Raw genomic sequence first — 13,898 nt, 5'->3', positions numbered from 1 at the left:
GTATGAAAAATTATGGTTATTCTATTTAAAATTATTTATAGCATTGCTTATTCTGGAGGTACTTTCCTCTTTACCAAGGGTTTCCAGGATATCGGGAACGTCCGGTCCTTTTAATTCTCCTACTAAAGCCAAACGTAGCGGCATCATTACTTTACCCATACCCAGTCCTTTGCTTTCCGCGAAATCATGCATTGTATGTTTCAATGTCTCTGAAGTAAAGTCTGTAGATGCAAAAGCTGATGCCAATTCTGCTAAAATTGCAGATGTTTCATCATTCCATGCTTTTTTAGATGCTTTTTCATCATAAGAAGCCGGAGCTTCAAAGAAGAATTTTCCGTTTTCATAGATGTCTTTAGGGAAAGTTGCTCTTTCTTTCATCAGATGAATTACTTTCAACAGTTTTTCATCAGAAGCTCCTGCAAAATCAATAGCTGTGTTTTTCAATATCTGAAGAAGCTCTTCGTCAGATTTCATCTGAATATACTGATGGTTGAACCACTCCGATTTTTCTTTACTAAATCTTGCTCCCGCTTTATGTACTTTATGAAGGTCAAATTCCTTAATCATTTCCTCTAAAGGAAGAATTTCTTTATCATCTGCCGGAGACCATCCCAATAATGCTACCATATTGATGAAAGCATCAGGAAGATAACCGTTTTCTCTGTATCCTTTGGAAACTATGCCAGTAGCTGGATCTTTGAAGTCAAGCGGGAATACCGGAAATCCAAATTTATCTCCATCTCTTTTACTTAGTTTTCCTTTTCCTTCAGGTTTTAAAATTAAAGAAAGGTGTGCAAACTGTGGTGCTTCCCACTGCATTGCTTCATATAATAAAGTGTGGAGTCCTAAAGATGGCAGCCATTCTTCTCCACGGATGACGTGAGAGATTTCCATTTCATGGTCATCAATGATGTTGGCGAAATGATAAGTCGGCATTCCGTCATTCTTTACCAAAACTTTATCATCTAAAGTATTTGTATTTACAGAGAATTTTCCACGAATGATATCCTCAAGATTTAATACTCTGTCAACAGGCATTTTGAATCTTACGACATACGGAGTCTTTTCGTCTAGTAGTTTTTTAACTTCTTCTTCAGAAAGTGTCAGGCTGTTTCTAAGACCGTTTCTTGTTTTATTGTCATATGAGAAAACATCACCTTTGGCTTCATATTGTGCACGAATGGCATCCAGTTCTTCTGCAGTATCAAAAGCAATATAAGCATAATCTGTTTTTAAAATCTGCTCCGTATAGCGGTCATAGATGTCTCTTCTTTCAGACTGTCTGTAAGGAGCAAATTTTCCTCCTTTCTTAGGACTTTCATCCGGGATGATTCCGCACCATTCCAAAGCTTCTTCAATATATTCTTCAGCTCCTTCCACATATCTGGCAGTATCTGTATCTTCAATTCTCAATACAAATTCCCCTCCCTGGTTTTTAGCAAAAAGATAATCATATAATGCGGTTCTTACGCCTCCCAAATGTAATGGTCCTGTAGGACTTGGAGCAAAACGTACTCTTACTTTCTCCATTTCAATTTTAATTTTTGCAAATTTACTTAAAATTATGCGTTTAAGAGGTGATTTATGACCTGGTATTCTTTTTTTTAATTCCAATTTTTGTATTTATTTCTGCGGATTTTCGTGAAATACTGTTTTAAAGCTTTCAATCTTATTATTTCGGATTATGATTTTAATTCATGGAGGATCATGTATGACTGATCATATTATGAAAATTAAGCTCATAAAGGAAAAGTATTATATTAATGTTTGTGTCTTCTAATGGATGTAATAAAGTTGGTTTTTATAATTTGTTTTTGTTATTAAATCACAAATAAATGATATATTGTTTCTTTATTAATGGTGTGTTAAACCATATTTGAATTCACTAAATAATGATATATATCATTGTGTGATTCCTTTTTTCACTAAGTGTTGAATATTATATTTGCCGGAAACTTTTAATTAATACTATGAAAAAACAAATTTTATTTTGCTTCAGTAGTTTACTGATGCTTTTCATGAGTTCATGTTCAACGGAAGAACTGAGCAATGAGGCAACACCTGAAAGCCCGGCGGCAAAAGCTAATCACCGATTATCAGCAGCCAAATTTGCAGGAGACGGAATTTACGATGTCTTAGGGCATGGTTATAATGTTGCCGGTGAATATGCCAATGCAACTGCAGCTGGTTTTAAAGTGATTGATATTGATCGTTTTAAAGTGGAGCAGACAAACAGATTGATCAGCGAAAACACTTTCTCACAGGAATATACTGAAGAATATGGTGAAAATGCTGAGGCATATTCTAAAATGGTTTCAACCAAAGTGAATGTTACTGCCGGTATTCCATTATTCAAGAAAACACTTTCAGTAGGATTTAACTCTGCAGTAACTACAAACAATAAGTTTGAAGGAAAATACATCTACGGAAGTTATAACCTTACCATTAAACAAAAAAGAGTAAGATTCAATGCAACTACAGACATGTTGGGAGACTATCTTACTCCAGAATTTGTTCAGGATCTGCAGACAAAAACGCCACAACAAATTGTACAGGACTATGGAACTCACGTAACACTTGATATCTATACAGGAGCAAAACTTGATGTTTTATTCCAGGCGGAAACAAGAAGCCAGAGCCGTGACCGTGCTGCAAGAATTGGAGTAAAAGTAGGAATGAAAGATATCTTTGATGTAGATGTAACCAATGATGTGAATACTTCAGAATCCTCTATGAACTATTCTAAAAAATTATCCTTTAAAACAAGAGGAGGAGATCCATCAAAAGGGTTATTAGGAGAACTGAATCTTGATATGTCAAATCCAAAAATCAACTTTTCCAACTGGCAGAACAGCTCTAATACGAGCAATTCTGTTTTGGTAGATTTCGGAAACAACGGATTGGTTATTATCTATGACTTAGTGAAAGATGCTGCTAAAAAAGCTCAGCTTAAGGCTTATGTAGATCAGTATCTGATAGACAATAAAGTTTATATGGAATTCAATACCATTCCGGTATACAGATATTACAACGGAGTAGATCATTATTATACAAAAACTCCGGGAAGCTACAGTGGCTATTCTTATGAAGGAACAGAGTTCAACGCATTCTTATATAAAGCTCCAAATACAGTTCCTGTTTATAGATATTATAATGGGAAAGATCACTACTATACAAAAACTCCTGGATATTATCAGGGGTATGTAGATGAGGGAATTGAGTTTAATGCTTTTGCTACTCAACAGCCTAATACAGTTCCTATTTATAGATATTGGAATGGGAAAGATCATTATTATTCAAGATCAAGTGTAAGACCTTCTGGTTATGTTTCTGAAGGAATTGAATTCTACGCATACTAACTAGATAATATTAATATTTTACAAAAAACCGTCTCAGCTTTGAGACGGTTTCTTTATACAACGAAAAACCAAAATAAATATTTGTAAAATATTTTCGTTGATATTAGGAACACTGAAAGAATATTTCCGGCAGTCTTATCATTAAAAATGTATTTTTGTACCTTATAAGTTTAGTTTATCAATGAAAGAGCATTTTGTCTTTACAGATGAAATCTGTGTCAGAAACTACAGAAATAAGATTATCGTATTCCTGTTTCTGTCATTGAATAGGATAGAAGCTAAATAATTTAACTTATTTACTAACAAATGAAAATTATTTTCCACGAAAATCAATTATGTTATAGAGGGACTTCCAATGCCCTTTTTGATTACGCTTATTATAATGAGGAAATGCTTGGCAATGAATCAATGATTCTTTATCCCCAAAATAGTCCGAATAATGCAGAAGAAGCTATCGGGCGTTTTAAAAAGAGGTTTAATGTTGTTGGATATAGTGATATAAAGGAAAGAGATGCTCTTATTAAGAAATCAAATGCTGATCTTTTTTATGCGATAAAATCTGGTGAAAAGGAAACGGATACCCCACAAGATCTTATTAAAACGGTTATTCATGCGGTTTTTAAGTATAATGAGCCTTACGGTGATGTCTACGCATATGTCTCCGAATGGCTGGCAAAAACCATGAGTGATGGAAAGCTTCCTTTTGTTCCTCATATCGTAGATCTTCCTGAAATAGGAGGTGATCTTCGGGCCGAATTGAATATTCCGAAAGATGCTGTGGTATTTGCAAGATACGGAGGAACCGAAACTTTTGATATAGATTTCGTAATGGATGCTGTAAAGAAAACAGCCCTGAAAAATAAAAATATATATTTTGTTTTTATGGGAACCGATGCATTTGTAAAGAAAAACTTTTTCAGGTCTTACAAGAATATTATTTTCCTTCCTCCTACAACAGATGTTGAAAGAAAAGTGAAATTTATTAATACTTCTGATGCATTTTTGCATGCCCGTAGACAGGGAGAGAGTTTCGGAATGGCGGTAGGCGAGTTTTCCATTAAAAATAAACCTATTATAACATGGTCCGGATCTGATGAAAAGTCACATCTTGAGATTTTGGGAGATAAAGCGTTCTTATACAGCGATAAAAAAGATATCCTGCAGATTCTGAATAATTTTGAACCGGATCCTGATAAAAACTGGGATTGTTATTCTGAACTTTTCAATCCACGGACAGTCATGGAGAAATTTGAGAATGTTTTTATCAAATAATAAAAAAGGCTAGTGTTACAACAACATTAGCCTTTATATTTTTGGTCTGAAGGAATTAAAAAAGGCTTTTAATTCTCATCTTTATTTTTTTTGTGAAAGATAAGTTCAGATTGAGTTTTTGCTGAGGATATTTCTTAGAAAAGGACAGAATAAATTCATCAATGTTTTTTGCCGGGAAAAAAGAAAGTTCTTTCCAGATCCCTTTATATAATGGATGGAAATCTATGAATGTTTTGTAATTATCAGAATTGACCTCTTTCCAGGAATTTAAAAATTTTGAAGTGTCAAAATCATTTTTATGCCCCCAGTTATTGATCTTTTCTGAAATTTCCATTTCTTCACGCGCCCAGGACTGATGAATTAAATAAAAATCTAATGGGAGAATTCTTCCCTTATTGGTATTTCTGGCATATTCATATTTAGGATAGTTTGTAATAAGCATACACTTCTCATCAAAAGGTGTAATAACGAAGAAACCTTCAGTATTATGTTTGAATAATGTAACGAAGTTTACCTGAAAATTAAAAGGATTTTTAGCTGGATTCTTCAATAAGAATTTATTTTTTTTCAAAAACTGAGCTAATACCTTGAAATCATAGGCATATTCATCACCATCCATCTGGATATGCCATCCGGCAGACCCCATCTTTTCAGCCATCATATTTCTTTGTCTGGTCTCCAGATCCATCGGCTGCATACCTTCAATAAAAAAAGTGTCTTTATAAAAGATGATTTTATTCTTAATATCCAATTTTTTGATATCACTAAAAACATTTTCAGGAATATGGATGTCATTTCCCGCCCATGTTTTATTATTGGCATCATAGCTTATCACGATACAGTCTGCATGCTCATAAATATGCTGAAGAGATGTAAAGATGTAAGAGTAGTCATACGATAAAAGATATCCTACTTTAATAATATTTTTTTTATTACTCATTTTTTATTTTCTCTAAATTGGAATAAAGACCGTCTAATATACCTTTAATGTATGCTTTCGCCATAGAAAATTTTCCTTTTTTAAGTGCTTTCCTTGCGAATTTCCATCGTTCTTTGGTTACATATTTTATATTTCCATCGTATAATCTGCACATCCAGATTCGGTTTCTGGTGATATAATATTCGTAAAAACTGCCTTTATTACTGGCAAGGTTGAAAGCTTCACATTGGGTATTCACCGCAATCTTCCATTTGTTATTCCTAAGGAGGCGCAGACACCATTCAGACTCTTCATAATACATGAAAAAACGGGTATTCATTAAACCCACATCATCTAATATTTCCTTTCTGAACATTAATGCACTTCCATCTACATATTGTATGTTGTAGTTATAATGAGGAGCATTTACATGATTCTTATCCTTTTCAGAATTGGTATGTCCACCCTGAAACCCCTCTTCAGGGAATAGCAGTCCGCCGTCTGAAAATATTCTGTCACGAATGTTTCTGTAGCAGATGCGGGGACCTATTATTCCAATATCTGGAAGCTCTTTTAAATCTTTGTATAATTGGCAGATCGTACTACGTGATATTTCAATGTCCGGATTTAATAATAAAAAATAATTCTTACCGTCTTCTATCGCTTTTTTTATGGCCAGATTATTACCGAAAGCGTAACCTCCATTATAATCACTTAAAATATAGTGTATGTGTTTTTGAGATCCCAGTTTCTCAATTTCTTTCCTGTCTTTTGAATTATTATCTACTACATAAATAGATTTTTGAGAAATTCCTTCGCTTAATAATGAATTAACTTCCCTGTTGGTGTCATCAAAAGAATTGTAATTCAATATGATAATTGCTAAATCATCCATTAATGTAAAATGTTTTTCCATTTTTCTATCGCTTTTTCTTCAGAAAAATTATTCTTAAAATAGACTTCAGCCTGTATTTTCATTTCCTGATAAGAAGATTCATTTTGTAGTAAAGACATTATCTGATCCCTAAAAAATTCCGGATTGTCAGTTACTAAGCAGCCATTTGAAATTTTTGACGGAAAGCCATCAATAGCTCTTTCAGTTCCTACAACAGGAAGACCGTAAGATAATGCTTCTATTACTTTTATTTTGATACCCGTACCTTCCAGCATCGGGCAAATTGCAATTTTCGACTGGTGGTAATATTCTTCTAAATTTTCTGCAAATTCTACCAATTTGACCCCTTCCCGTTCTTGGAAGTGTTTGCATATCCTTCCAATAATTACCATATGAATGTTTTTGGGAAGTAATGGATATACATGATCAAAAAACCATTGCATTGATTGTATATTGAAAATATTTTCAGACCCCACAAAAATTAAATCATACTTTTTATCAGTGTCATTTTTCTCGAAATGAGGGGTGAAAGAAGGAGGAATATTGATTACCTTTTCTCCTAAAAATCTTTTAAAAACAAGATGTTCATCTTCTGATATGGTGATCACCTTATCAAATTTTGAAAGGTTATTTATCTCCTCATTCAAGCGCTTTCCAATATCTAATGATTTGTTTTTGTAGAATTCATTGAGTGTAATCCAATCATGAGTGTCAATGATTTTTAAAGTATCTTTCATAGACTCATTATCAATTAATCCGGCCCAGAACTCATAATTGATGACGATGGCATTATATTTTTCTTTATTGAAGATATTCGTAAATTCTTTCTTTGCAAAATCTGTCAATAAGTGGTTATACTCATTAGATTTTTTAGAAAATTTTGATATTTTGTATTTCCAGTAATCTGATGACGTTTTTATTTTCGGTGGTTTCTGATTGATTAAGAACAGATTGTCAACAATACTTTTATCAATTTCCGTAGTGTCGTTTTGTCCCTTATAAATCTCAGCAGCCCCCACCAGATCAATACTATAACCCAGATTTTTTAAAACAGTAAGAGTCGTTTTTGCTCTTGTGGTATTTCCGGCCCTGTTTGAAAAAGGATTTTCAGGGAAAAAGAATAGAATTTTTCTTTTCATTATAAAGATTTGATGGCTGAATTAAATTTATTGATAATAGTGTCCCATGAATAGTTTTTCAAGACGTAATCTTTTGCTTTATTACCCTCTGAAATCAGATTTTCCTGTGTTTGCTGTAAGTAAAAAGTCAGAGCCTCGGAAAATTCATTACTGTCTGTGAAGCTTTTCCCGGTTTCACTCTTTTCAATATGCGAATACAGTACTTCACAGTTTTTGTTTACAATGACAGGAACTTTCAGTAACATGGCTTCTAATGTAATTAATGACAGACTTTCATAAAACGAAGGCATTATAAGTGCACTTGCATTTGCCAGCAACGCATTTTTAAGCTCATGATCTACAAATCCTGTCAGGATAATATCATCTCCCTGAGTTATTTTTTCATCAAGAGAATTTTTACCTACCAAAACTAACTTTATATCGCGATATTCAGGTTTTTTTTCTTTAAAATCTTTAAAATATTCAATCATCATGACACAGCCTTTGTCTTCAACAATTCTTCCAATATAAATGAAATATTTGTTCTGATAAAGATCCTGCGGTAATGTGCCTGATGTAACGTCATAATCATCGAAACCAATTCCTGCAATTTCAGATTTTAATTTTTGGGCCTGAGGGTAAACTTTCTCCACAAAATCCTTTTCAATCTGAGTATTATACATGATGAATTCTGGAAGAGAAAACAATTGAGAATAGCCATCAAGATAAAACTGAGGCTCATCGTGTGCCGTAGGAATGAGAATGCTTTTATCAGCAACTTCTCTTATACCTATATTGGTAGGGTGGTATAAATAGGTGAAGAAAATAAAAGCCTTATAATTTTCTTTTTTGTCTTTTATAAATTGAATTAAATCATTGGAATAGGGTCCCTGTACTTCTAACCATTCATTGAAATTAAAATCTTTTTTGTTGTATTTAAATCTCTTATAAAGCAAATAAGGGAAGTTTAGAACACTTAGCTTTCTGCTATAATACTTATATAAGTTACGAGCTATTTTACTTAGCTCGTTGAATTTTTTTAAGTCTTTTTTTAAAGTTTTAAATCTTCTTACTTTAATGTCGTTGATGATTTCAATTCCTTCCGGATAATGATTATCCCAACGTTCGAATTCTATAGCACAGGTTGTAATAATTTCAATATCATAGATGGCAGATAATTTTTCAGCTAGTAATCTTGCGTGAAGCTCTGCGCCTCCGTTGATCTCCAATCCATATCTTTGGACTACTATTGCAATTTTGTCTTTCATATGAAACATGATTATTATTTCATTATTAATCTATAGACCTGTCCATTGGATGACGGCCCGGAAAATTAACCAAATAAAATTATTTTCTGCCTTTTTTAAAAAACGCGTTTACTTTTTTTCTTATTTTATTATAAAGAGTACGTTCAAGATAATTGACTCTGGTGTTTAATCTTTCAATTTCGCTCAAATAGAAAACATTATTTACATCACTGCCTCCGCTGCTTTCTTTTTTACCAAAACCATCAATGGAACCCAGTCTTATTTTGAATAAATCCCCGATAGACTGGATAGAAAAATTCTCAGCGATTTGTGATTTTGCCTTTTCTCTCATTGAGGTCAGACTATCAAAATTGTTTTTGATGTATTGGAGTTTTTCAACAGCATCTTTCAGACTTGGTTTAGCAAGTGTTAAACCTTCGTCGATCAATCCTTTTGTATTGGAGGTTTTGATGAAATCATACTGAATGAGAAAACTGTTATTTACATTCATGAAATCAAGGTTTCCGGAATAACCGGTTCCGACTACAATTTTTCCATAAGCCATGGCTTCTGCCATTGTAAGCCCAAAACCTTCCGAACCATGAAGAGAAATCAAAACATCAGACTGCTGAATCAGAGAATGCAGCTTTTCCTTTGAAAAATGTTCATTAATGATAACCACGTTCGGGATATTATTGTAGGCTTCCAAAGCTTTCTGAGCATCTTTGCTTCTTTCAAGATTGTGTGTTTTTACAATAAGAACACTATTTTTATCCTCTTTGAAAACCGTTGTGAAAGCTTCAAGTGTCGCTTCCGGGTTTTTTCTGATGGTCGTACTCAAAGAGTCAAAAATCGTAAGATAGATCTTTGAATCTGAAGAAATAGTATACTGGCCCAGTTCAAAATCCTTAGATTCTGCCATCTTTTGAATCGGGTGAGAAAATCTGATGACCGGAATTCCCGTATATTTTGTGAATATATTGACACAGAAATCACTTGGAACCCAAAGCTCATCAAAAACATTTAATATTTCGACAACTTTATCGGAAACTTCGGGAAATTCCCAGGCCCAGTAAATAATGTTATAATGATCCTTAAGATTCAGATCCTGATTCTTAGAGAAAAAATTGTTAATAAAATTGATGTTAATGTGGAAAACATTAATCGAAGATGATGTTTCGGAACCTGTATCAATTCTCTCAAAAGTTTCGCTGGAATAATTAATCCGGTTTACTTTGATACCGATTGTTTCCAATGCTAAGGCATTCAGTCTGGTTGCTTCAGAAATTCCAAAATTTCCGTCAAAAAAACCATGGTAATTTACACTTAATGACATGGATTATAATGTTTTAAGTTTTTCTTTTACTTCTTCCGGTGAAAATGCTCTCAGACTGTCCACAGAATGTTGGCTTAATGTATTCCAAAGTTCTTCATTAATATTCAGCTGAATGATTGCTTCTGCAAAACTGTTTTCGTCATTGGCAATCAATACATTTTTTTTATCTGTAAGCTTCATCCCTTCAGCACCAATGTCTGTGGTAACCACCGGGAAAAAGTATTCAAAGGCTTGCCCTATTTTTCCTTTTACCCCAGCCCCAAACCGTAAAGGAGCCACCATGATTTTAGAATTCATGAAATGCTCTTCAATGCTTTCTACAAACCCTAAAAATTTAAACTTAGGATATAGTTTAAGGTCCAATTTTTCGGAAACATTTCCAATGATACTTACTTCCAGTTCAGGATTTGTTTTCCAGACAATGGGCATTATTTTTTCATAAAGGAACTTTACCGCATCAATATTCGGTTCATGGATAGACCCGATGAAGGTGATTCCTTTACTTTCACTAAAGTTCTTCCTTTCTGAAATATCAATTTTAGGATAGTGAATGTTCGATATGGTAATGATCTTATTTTTATCCGCGTACTGGCTCATAATCTCTTTCTCTTTATCCGAGATGGCAATAATGTAGTCCAGCTGTGGTGCAACAACCGTTTCCAGGCGGAAGAAATGCTTGTAATTTTTCTTTAAAGAAATACGGGTTGGTTCCAGTTCAATCGCTCTTTTAAACCTTAAAAAATGAATATCCACCATATCATAAATGAATCGGGTAGAAGGGAGAAGAGCCTTCATTTTTTTGTAAAACAGATTCAGGGCAAGGGGCCCATTAAACCAAATATAATCTACCTTTTTAAAGGAAGACAGGAAATCATAGATATTCTTATATTTATTGTTCTCTATATACACGATAACATCATGCTGCTGATAAAACTTTACATATGAATCGTCTTCAAAAATATGAGGAGCAAATAAAATGCAGTTGTATCCTAATTCTTTGTAGATTAATATGAGTTCTTTCAGTCTGTTAGCCCCGGATTCTTTATCATGGGCAGGAAAATCTCTTGAAGCAAACAGAATTGTTTTTTTGGAATCGTCAAACAGATTGATATTGACTATATCCTTAGATTGAAGATATTTGAGCTTTTCTTTTCTTTCGAAGTGTTTTTTTATTTTTTTTAAGATTCCCATTTGCTAGTTTTTAGTATCAAGTTCAAAAACTTTGTTTACCCAACTATCCAAAGTATATCTGTGATAGATTTCCTCAGGAATTTTTTCGTAAGGTGTTTCAAAAAAAGATTTGTCAAGATTACTAATATTTTTGTTTAAAATCAAAATATTATTGGGATTGTAAAAATCATAGGTTTTAATGACTTCATTATCAGTAATGATTTTCTTCTCCAGAGACATCGCTTCAAAAACTCTGAAACTAAGCCCATATTGACCTTCACGCATCAGGTCAAGCAACACTTTTGAATTTTTATAATACTTAGGAAGATCATTATGAGGAATCTTTTTGATGCTGAAAATCAGAAAGAGGTTTTTAGGTACCGTCATGAAAATATTCGTCAGCTGATGTTTCCATGATTTTTTCCCGATAATCATAATCTGGAATTTCAGACCCTGCTCAATCAACTTTTTAGCCAGTAATTTTATCAGCGAAACCCTTCTGTTATCATAAGAGGTGATATAGAAAAGATCCATTTCAGGCTGCTGGATTTCTTTTGCGCAGTGGGGCAGATAAATATAATTCGTTAGTTTTTCAAATCCATGCTTTTTAACATCTATATAGTCAAAGGAAAATACTTTGTCAAAAAGGTAGAGTTTGTCTTCTACAGGAACTCTTTCAAGGTTGTCATAAAGATAGGTAACGAGGCGGTCTGTATATTTTCGGATTTTTTCAAGGGTTGAAAGATCAAATGTATCAGGGTTCATCACTAATATCTGATCCTGATGTCCTAATTTTTCCAAGGCATCCAGAACATATTTCTGTCTTTTTTCAGTCTTAAGATTTTTGTTTAAAAAGGTTTTGCTTAAAGCATTTACAGCTCTTTCATTGAAATTGGAATGAGTAACGGTACTGATCTTTATATGATGGGCATCAATACCCCGTTTGCATAATGTTTCAACAATATACTTATCATAATCCCAAAAATCATAACTAATGATACAAATCTTCATTCAACTAATTTTGCTCTTTTTTTAATGATTCATAGGTTTTGAAAACGCTTAAAGATTGCAGGTAAGATAACTGATACCCTTCTTTTCCGTCTAAAATACCTAATCTCATTATGTAGGCTTTAAAGAATTTAAAAGCTGTTTTAAGATATTGCACTAAAACATTGTACTTTTTCCCTTTTGCAGCCAGTTCTTTCCCCTTTAAAACTCCGTAATGAATCATTTTTTTTCTATAAGATTCATAATCTGAAACGGAGTAATGTAGTAATTTATTTTTTAAAATCCCAATGGTTCCGTTGACTTCCAGAGTTTCGTGTACCTTTTTCCCTGCCATGTATCTGGCCTTCGATTTTCTGAAAAGCCTGAAATTTTTATCAGACTGTGTTCCTGAAAAATGAATCGGTTTCTGAGCAAAAAAGAATTTCCTGTAAAAATAATAGGCATCTTTTTGCCCGGGTTTATTCAGCTCACCTATAATTTCCTGCTTCAGGGCTGGTGTAAGCCTTTCATCACCGTCCAAAAATAGAACCCAGTCATTTTTTGCAGAATCCAGAGCCAAATTTCTTTGCTTTGTAAAGTCTTCAAATGTATTTTGAACCACTTTTACATTAGGGAATTTCTTTGCAATTTCTACAGTTTTATCCGTGCTAAATGAGTCTATCACTACTATTTCATTACAGAAATCAAAAGACTCAAGGACAGCCTGTATATTTTTTTCTTCATTATATGTTATGATTAAACCACTTATATTCATCACAACGATTTGTTTGATAGAGGAGTACATCAAAATACTCCTTTAAAATTGTTTTTTAAAATAGTTTTAATCTTCCAAAGATAAGTTTTAATTTGAACTTTATGATCGAATCTTTGCCTTTTATATCAACTCTACACAGTTCGTATGGGTGCTGTGTTGGGTAGTAATTAACTCTATTTCCAATTCTTACTGCAAAATCAATTCCTATTTTTTTCAAAATAGAAAAAAAAGCAGATTTTTCCTCTTTTTGATTAGGATATTTTCCATAAGGGTACGCTAAAACCTTTGAATACGGTATCTTTTGGGCATCGAGAATTTGCATATTCTTTTCTAGATCTTTTTCTATAAGATCTAAAGACATGTTTTTCAGATTTTCATGGGCATGGCTGTGAAGAGCAATCTCAAAATATTTTTTATCCAGACTTCTGATCTCATCAAAGGTCATCATCGGATAATTTTGATATCCTTTTTCGATAAATCCTGTGGGAATAAAAATGGTTGCTTTGAGATTATATTTTTCCAGTAAAGATGGCAGATATTCAAAATTGTTTCTGTAACCGTCATCAAAGGTGATAACAATATTTTTTTTCGCAGAAACACTGAGTTCTGAAAAAAACTTTGAAGTATATTTTTTATGGCTTAGATATGAAAACTGTTGTTCAAGGTTTTCTAAACTTACCGTAAGGTCTTCATGACTTTCTTTTTCAACCTGATGGTACATGAGGATGATCAGTCTGTTGTGTGGGAAGGTAAAGAGATACAGACGAAAATATATGACGATAAATACCGCCAACAAAACAGGAATAAGATAAAAGATCAT

The 13,898-nt window shown here is 33.2% G+C and carries 12 protein-coding genes; 2 read left to right on the top strand and 10 right to left on the bottom strand.

Annotation, left to right across the window (positions count from 1 at the left end; genetic code table 11):
- Window positions 1-21: 21 nt before the first annotated feature.
- The gene (gene gltX, locus CHRYMOREF3P_RS11830; protein ID WP_180564707.1) at window positions 22-1,530 is read right to left on the bottom strand and encodes a glutamate--tRNA ligase; all 1,509 of its coding nucleotides are present in this window, start codon (window positions 1,528-1,530) and stop codon (window positions 22-24) included.
- Between the two features lie 440 nt (window positions 1,531-1,970).
- On the opposite strand from gltX, the gene CHRYMOREF3P_RS11825 reads away from it, so the two are divergent.
- Both CHRYMOREF3P_RS11825 and CHRYMOREF3P_RS11820 read left to right on the top strand, forming a co-directional pair.
- The gene (locus CHRYMOREF3P_RS11825; RefSeq protein WP_077418796.1) at window positions 1,971-3,359 is read left to right on the top strand and encodes an MAC/perforin domain-containing protein; all 1,389 of its coding nucleotides are present in this window, start codon (window positions 1,971-1,973) and stop codon (window positions 3,357-3,359) included.
- Between the two features lie 306 nt (window positions 3,360-3,665).
- Entirely contained in the window at window positions 3,666-4,631 is a 966-nt protein-coding gene (locus CHRYMOREF3P_RS11820; protein WP_180564706.1) for a hypothetical protein, read from the top strand.
- 55 nt (window positions 4,632-4,686) lie between these two features.
- On the opposite strand, the gene CHRYMOREF3P_RS11815 is transcribed toward CHRYMOREF3P_RS11820, so the two are convergent.
- The 9 genes from CHRYMOREF3P_RS11815 to CHRYMOREF3P_RS11775 all read right to left on the bottom strand — a co-directional run bounded on the left by CHRYMOREF3P_RS11815 (window position 4,687) and on the right by CHRYMOREF3P_RS11775 (window position 13,898).
- On the bottom strand, window positions 4,687-5,571 hold the full coding sequence (locus tag CHRYMOREF3P_RS11815; RefSeq protein WP_077418798.1) for a hypothetical protein: 885 nt from the start codon (window positions 5,569-5,571) through the stop codon (window positions 4,687-4,689).
- Complete coding sequence (locus tag CHRYMOREF3P_RS11810; RefSeq protein ID WP_232539013.1) at window positions 5,564-6,466, bottom strand: glycosyltransferase family 2 protein; 903 nt, start codon at window positions 6,464-6,466, stop codon at window positions 5,564-5,566. Before CHRYMOREF3P_RS11810 ends, CHRYMOREF3P_RS11815 begins: the two co-directional genes overlap by 8 nt.
- The gene (locus tag CHRYMOREF3P_RS11805; RefSeq protein ID WP_180564705.1) at window positions 6,445-7,584 is read right to left on the bottom strand and encodes a glycosyltransferase; all 1,140 of its coding nucleotides are present in this window, start codon (window positions 7,582-7,584) and stop codon (window positions 6,445-6,447) included. The genes CHRYMOREF3P_RS11810 and CHRYMOREF3P_RS11805 overlap by 22 nt, the downstream gene beginning before the upstream one ends.
- Window positions 7,584-8,831: a glycosyltransferase family 4 protein gene (locus CHRYMOREF3P_RS11800; protein ID WP_175627283.1), complete on the bottom strand. Its 1,248-nt coding sequence runs from the start codon at window positions 8,829-8,831 to the stop codon at window positions 7,584-7,586. The genes CHRYMOREF3P_RS11805 and CHRYMOREF3P_RS11800 overlap by 1 nt, the downstream gene beginning before the upstream one ends.
- A gap of 79 nt (window positions 8,832-8,910) precedes the next feature.
- On the bottom strand, window positions 8,911-10,146 hold the full coding sequence (locus CHRYMOREF3P_RS11795) for a glycosyltransferase (RefSeq protein WP_180564704.1): 1,236 nt from the start codon (window positions 10,144-10,146) through the stop codon (window positions 8,911-8,913).
- 3 nt (window positions 10,147-10,149) lie between these two features.
- The gene (locus CHRYMOREF3P_RS11790; RefSeq protein WP_180564703.1) at window positions 10,150-11,337 is read right to left on the bottom strand and encodes a glycosyltransferase; all 1,188 of its coding nucleotides are present in this window, start codon (window positions 11,335-11,337) and stop codon (window positions 10,150-10,152) included.
- A 3-nt stretch (window positions 11,338-11,340) separates the two neighbouring features.
- Window positions 11,341-12,327: a hypothetical protein gene (locus CHRYMOREF3P_RS11785; protein WP_180564702.1), complete on the bottom strand. Its 987-nt coding sequence runs from the start codon at window positions 12,325-12,327 to the stop codon at window positions 11,341-11,343.
- A 4-nt stretch (window positions 12,328-12,331) separates the two neighbouring features.
- Window positions 12,332-13,078 carry a glycosyltransferase family 2 protein gene (locus CHRYMOREF3P_RS11780; protein ID WP_232539108.1) on the bottom strand — a complete coding sequence of 249 codons (747 nt, stop codon included), beginning with the start codon at window positions 13,076-13,078 and terminating at the stop codon, window positions 12,332-12,334.
- A 55-nt stretch (window positions 13,079-13,133) separates the two neighbouring features.
- The gene (locus CHRYMOREF3P_RS11775) at window positions 13,134-13,898 is read right to left on the bottom strand and encodes a polysaccharide deacetylase family protein (RefSeq protein WP_180564700.1); all 765 of its coding nucleotides are present in this window, start codon (window positions 13,896-13,898) and stop codon (window positions 13,134-13,136) included.

The organism is Chryseobacterium sp. JV274 (genome assembly GCF_903969135.1).
Lineage (GTDB): Bacteria > Bacteroidota > Bacteroidia > Flavobacteriales > Weeksellaceae > Chryseobacterium.
The sequence above is the reverse complement of the archived record's forward strand: the minus strand, read 5'-3'. Positions and strand labels throughout refer to the sequence as shown.

Coding starts and splice junctions, on each gene's coding strand:
- gltX (WP_180564707.1), bottom strand. CDS start 1,530: ATGGAGAAAGTAAGAGTACGTTTTGCTCCAAGTCCTACAGGACCATTA.
- CHRYMOREF3P_RS11825 (WP_077418796.1), top strand. CDS start 1,971: ATGAAAAAACAAATTTTATTTTGCTTCAGTAGTTTACTGATGCTTTTC.
- CHRYMOREF3P_RS11820 (WP_180564706.1), top strand. CDS start 3,666: ATGAAAATTATTTTCCACGAAAATCAATTATGTTATAGAGGGACTTCC.
- CHRYMOREF3P_RS11815 (WP_077418798.1), bottom strand. CDS start 5,571: ATGAGTAATAAAAAAAATATTATTAAAGTAGGATATCTTTTATCGTAT.
- CHRYMOREF3P_RS11810 (WP_232539013.1), bottom strand. CDS start 6,466: ATGGAAAAACATTTTACATTAATGGATGATTTAGCAATTATCATATTG.
- CHRYMOREF3P_RS11805 (WP_180564705.1), bottom strand. CDS start 7,584: ATGAAAAGAAAAATTCTATTCTTTTTCCCTGAAAATCCTTTTTCAAAC.
- CHRYMOREF3P_RS11800 (WP_175627283.1), bottom strand. CDS start 8,831: ATGAAAGACAAAATTGCAATAGTAGTCCAAAGATATGGATTGGAGATC.
- CHRYMOREF3P_RS11795 (WP_180564704.1), bottom strand. CDS start 10,146: ATGTCATTAAGTGTAAATTACCATGGTTTTTTTGACGGAAATTTTGGA.
- CHRYMOREF3P_RS11790 (WP_180564703.1), bottom strand. CDS start 11,337: ATGGGAATCTTAAAAAAAATAAAAAAACACTTCGAAAGAAAAGAAAAG.
- CHRYMOREF3P_RS11785 (WP_180564702.1), bottom strand. CDS start 12,327: ATGAAGATTTGTATCATTAGTTATGATTTTTGGGATTATGATAAGTAT.
- CHRYMOREF3P_RS11780 (WP_232539108.1), bottom strand. CDS start 13,078: ATGAATATAAGTGGTTTAATCATAACATATAATGAAGAAAAAAATATA.
- CHRYMOREF3P_RS11775 (WP_180564700.1), bottom strand. CDS start 13,898: ATGATCTTTTATCTTATTCCTGTTTTGTTGGCGGTATTTATCGTCATA.